The 3,276-nt window shown below is 61.4% G+C and carries 4 protein-coding genes; 1 reads left to right on the top strand and 3 read right to left on the bottom strand.

All coding sequences use genetic code 11. The features are described 5' to 3' along the window. The first annotated feature begins 19 nt into the window (after positions 1-19). Positions 20-247 (top strand): DUF680 domain-containing protein, encoded by a 228-nt coding sequence (locus EN939_RS26630; protein WP_127270735.1) that lies wholly within the window; start codon positions 20-22, stop codon positions 245-247. Between the two features lie 140 nt (positions 248-387). Here EN939_RS26630 and EN939_RS39335 read toward each other — a convergent pair whose 3' ends face one another. The 3 genes from EN939_RS39335 to EN939_RS26620 form a co-directional block, all read right to left on the bottom strand. Then, positions 388-1,335, bottom strand: coding sequence for an ATP-binding cassette domain-containing protein (locus tag EN939_RS39335; protein WP_236383115.1), 948 nt, complete (start codon positions 1,333-1,335; stop codon positions 388-390). Positions 1,336-1,346: 11 nt separating this feature from the next. Beyond that, positions 1,347-2,540 carry a hypothetical protein gene (locus tag EN939_RS39330; RefSeq protein ID WP_236383102.1) on the bottom strand — a complete coding sequence of 398 codons (1,194 nt, stop codon included), beginning with the start codon at positions 2,538-2,540 and terminating at the stop codon, positions 1,347-1,349. A 189-nt stretch (positions 2,541-2,729) separates the two neighbouring features. After that, positions 2,730-3,245, bottom strand: coding sequence for a SixA phosphatase family protein (locus EN939_RS26620; protein ID WP_127270733.1), 516 nt, complete (start codon positions 3,243-3,245; stop codon positions 2,730-2,732). Between the last annotated feature and the right edge of the window lie 31 nt (positions 3,246-3,276).

Raw genomic sequence — 3,276 nt, 5'->3', positions numbered from 1 at the left:
GAATTCAGGAGTAAATAAAGTGACCAAGATCGCTCTTACCGCCGCCGCCATCCTCGTCGCCACGGGCACCGCTTTTGCCGGCAGCGACAACTATGGCTCTTACAATGCCAACCAGCCGGTTGCGAACCAGTCCGTGTCCAACATCGACACCACACACACCGGCTCGATCCCGAAGTCCGTAAAGACGCAGGGTGATGCCAATGCCAAGGTGCCGGCTCAGTCGGGCCAGGGCATCTGGGGTCGTTGATTTTCTGAAGTCTGCGACCACAAAGAGCGGTGGGCTTTGCCCGCCGCTCTTGTTTTATGCGTTGGGAAAATATTTCGAAATGACGAGCAGTCGGCTAAAGCTCGCCGGGCGGCGCCGGAAAAGTGCTCCACATCCATAATTCAGGTTTCGAGTGATGCACCCGCCCTGATCCAGGGCGCCGTCTGAGACGTTTCCGAGTTGATCATCTCGATCGGATTGCCCTTGAAGATAACGCTGCCGCCATTCTGCCCGGCGCCCGGACCCATCTCGATAATCCAGTCGGCTTGTGTGATGACGTCGAGATTGTGCTCGATCACCAGCAACGTGTTGCCGCTGTCGGCCAGCCGCCCCATCAACCTGACCAGCCTTGCCACATCCGACATGTGCAACCCTGTTGTCGGCTCGTCGAGGATGAAGATGCGTCCGATATTCTGCAACTCCGTTGCCAGCTTGATGCGCTGGCGTTCGCCGCCAGAGAGACTGCTCAGGGGTTGGCCAAGCGTCATGTAGTCAAGGCCGACCTCGGCCACACGGTCGAGTGCCGGGCGGATGTCCGGCTCGTGGAAGAAGCGCTGGGCGTCTGAAACGCTCATGCTCAGCACGTCGTCGATGTTCTTGCCGCGAAGCTTGTAAGCGAGCACCGCGTCGGTGAACCGTCGGCCGTGGCAGACCTCGCAAGCGCTGACGATGGTGTCCATGAAGGCCATATCCATGCGGGTGACACCGAGCCCTTTGCACCCCGGACAGGCCCCGGCCGAGTTGGAACTGAACAAAGAGGCACCGACGCTATTGGCTTCGGCGAATAGTTTTCGGATTGGGTCGAGGACCCCTGTATAGGTCGCCGTGTTCGAGCGTATGGAGCCGCCCAGCGCACCCTGGTCGATGCATACGGCGTCGGGGTAGCGACGCGAGAACACGCCGTTGATCAGTGAACTCTTGCCCGAACCGGCAACGCCGACGACCGCAGTGAGCACCCCTTGTGGAATGTCGACGCTGACGTTCTTGAGGTTGTGGAGGTTGGCGTTGCGCAGCTTCAACCAGCCTGTCGGGGGGCGCAGCACCGCTTTCGGGTGCGGTCGGGCCTTCATGAAGCGGCCGGTTAAAGTGTCGGATCGTTCGAGATCGGCCACCTTGCCCTCGAAGACGACGCGCCCACCACTCTCGCCCGCGCCCGGACCCATATCGATGACATGGTCGGCGATGGCGATGATCTGAGGATCGTGCTCGACCACCAGCACAGTGTTGCCCTTGTCGCGGATCTCTCGTAGCTGATATAGCCGAGCCCGATGCCAGTCATGTGGTCAAGTCGGGCGCAGAGCGCCGCGACGATCGGCACAGCCGCGGTCGTTGAAATTTCCGCGACAATGGGCACAAGATCGCTGGCCGGCATGGCGGCAAGGTCGGCTATGCTGTTGCCGTTGATCTTGCATGCCAGGACTTCCGGCCGCAACCGCGCCCCATGGCAATCCGGGCATAGCCCGCTGGTCACCACGCTCTCCAGCGCCTCGTTCCGGTCTGAACTCGACCGGTTGTGCAGAAAGCTGCGGTGAAAGCGCGGGATCAGCCCCTCATACATCGAACTCGCCCACCAGCCTTTGGCCGGATGCGGCGGCTTGTGTGGCTCGGCATTCAGCAAAAGCTCCCATTCCTCGGGACTGTAGTCTTCGAGTTTCTTGTCGTTGTCGAAATAACCCGACAGCACATAGCGCTTCCAGCGCGCGCTGCCGACAGCGAGAAGCGGGAAGCGGATAGCGCCATCGTTGAGTGATTTCGAGCGGTCGAGCAGTGCGTCGACATCAACCGTGGTGATGGCGCCGATCCCCTCACAGCGCGGGCACATGCCGTCCGGATGGTTGAAGGAAAAGACGCTGGACAGGCCGACAAATGGTTCGCCGACCCTGGAAAACAACAGCCGCAACAGGGCTTGGATGTCGGTGGCTGTGCCGACGGTCGAGCGGGCATTGCCGCCTAGGCGCTTCTGATCAACAACGATCGCCACCGCCAGATTCTCGATCAAATCCACGTCTGGCTGTCCATAGTGCGGCAGGCGATGGCGGGCGAAGGAACTGAAGGTCTCATTGAGTTGGCGCTGCGATTCCGCCGCGATTGTATCGAATACCAGCGAGGACTTTCCCGAACCCGAGACGCCGGTGAAAACGGTGATGAGCTTTTTTGGAATGTCGATGCTGACGTTCTTGAGATTGTGCTCGCGGCTGCCGACGACACGAATGGCCTCATGACTTTGCAGTTCGTGAGACCGCCAGGCGGTTTTGCGCAGGGGAGATCCGGTCATTTCCGGCTCGCGAGTTCAGTCAGCGGGATGGCGCACGTGCGGACCGGTTTGCTCGATTATCGGCGGCCCATATGGAAAAACTCGCTATATGCGGTCTGGTTCCCAACCAGGGCGGCTTCGCTGGAACATGCGATCGGCAACGTGCCCGACGCGTCGTTTTGCATGGGACGAAGCCGTGCGGGACAGGTCTTAGCGGAGATCCTTCGGCCTGAGGCAATGCGTCAGCCGCGCTCCGCCGAAGGCGAGATCCGTCCAGTCGGTGTCAACGGTGAAACGGGCCAGCGCCGCGGTCGGGAATTTTTCCTCAAGCCGGTTCCGAGCGGAGCCATCCGATTGGGAACCGGCAAGGCGCCGTGCGAATTCTTCCAGGCCGGGATTGTGGCCCAGCAACAGAATGGTGTTGGTTGCGGCCTTTACCTTGCTCAGCTCGGCGAGAATGTCCGCCGCCGTCGCTTCGTAGAGCGCTTCGACAAATTCGACAGGCGCCTCCATGGGCCACTCGGCCGCCACCAGCCGCCAGGTGTCGCGGGTGCGCAGCGCCGGCGACACCAGCGCCAGGTCCGGCAGCCAGCCGCGCGCCGCAAGCTCGCGCCCGATCGAGCGCGCCGCCTTCACTCCGCGTTCGGCCAAAGGCCGATCGAAATCATCAAGGCCAGGGTCGTCCCAGCTGGATTTGGCGTGACGAAGCAGGAGAAGCTGTTTCATCGTCACGCTCTCGCCTCACGGCGTGATGCGC

The sequence above is a fragment of the Mesorhizobium sp. M7A.F.Ca.CA.002.05.1.1 genome, assembly GCF_003998335.1.
Lineage (GTDB): Bacteria > Pseudomonadota > Alphaproteobacteria > Rhizobiales > Rhizobiaceae > Mesorhizobium.
The sequence above is the reverse complement of the archived record's forward strand: the minus strand, read 5'-3'. Positions and strand labels throughout refer to the sequence as shown.

Bases quoted from the DNA above. Each gene is read 5' to 3' on its own strand.
- EN939_RS26620 (WP_127270733.1), bottom strand. From the start codon at position 3,245: ATGAAACAGCTTCTCCTGCTTCGTCACGCCAAATCCAGCTGGGACGAC.
- EN939_RS39330 (WP_236383102.1), bottom strand. From the start codon at position 2,540: ATGACCGGATCTCCCCTGCGCAAAACCGCCTGGCGGTCTCACGAACTG.
- EN939_RS39335 (WP_236383115.1), bottom strand. From the start codon at position 1,335: ATGAAGGCCCGACCGCACCCGAAAGCGGTGCTGCGCCCCCCGACAGGC.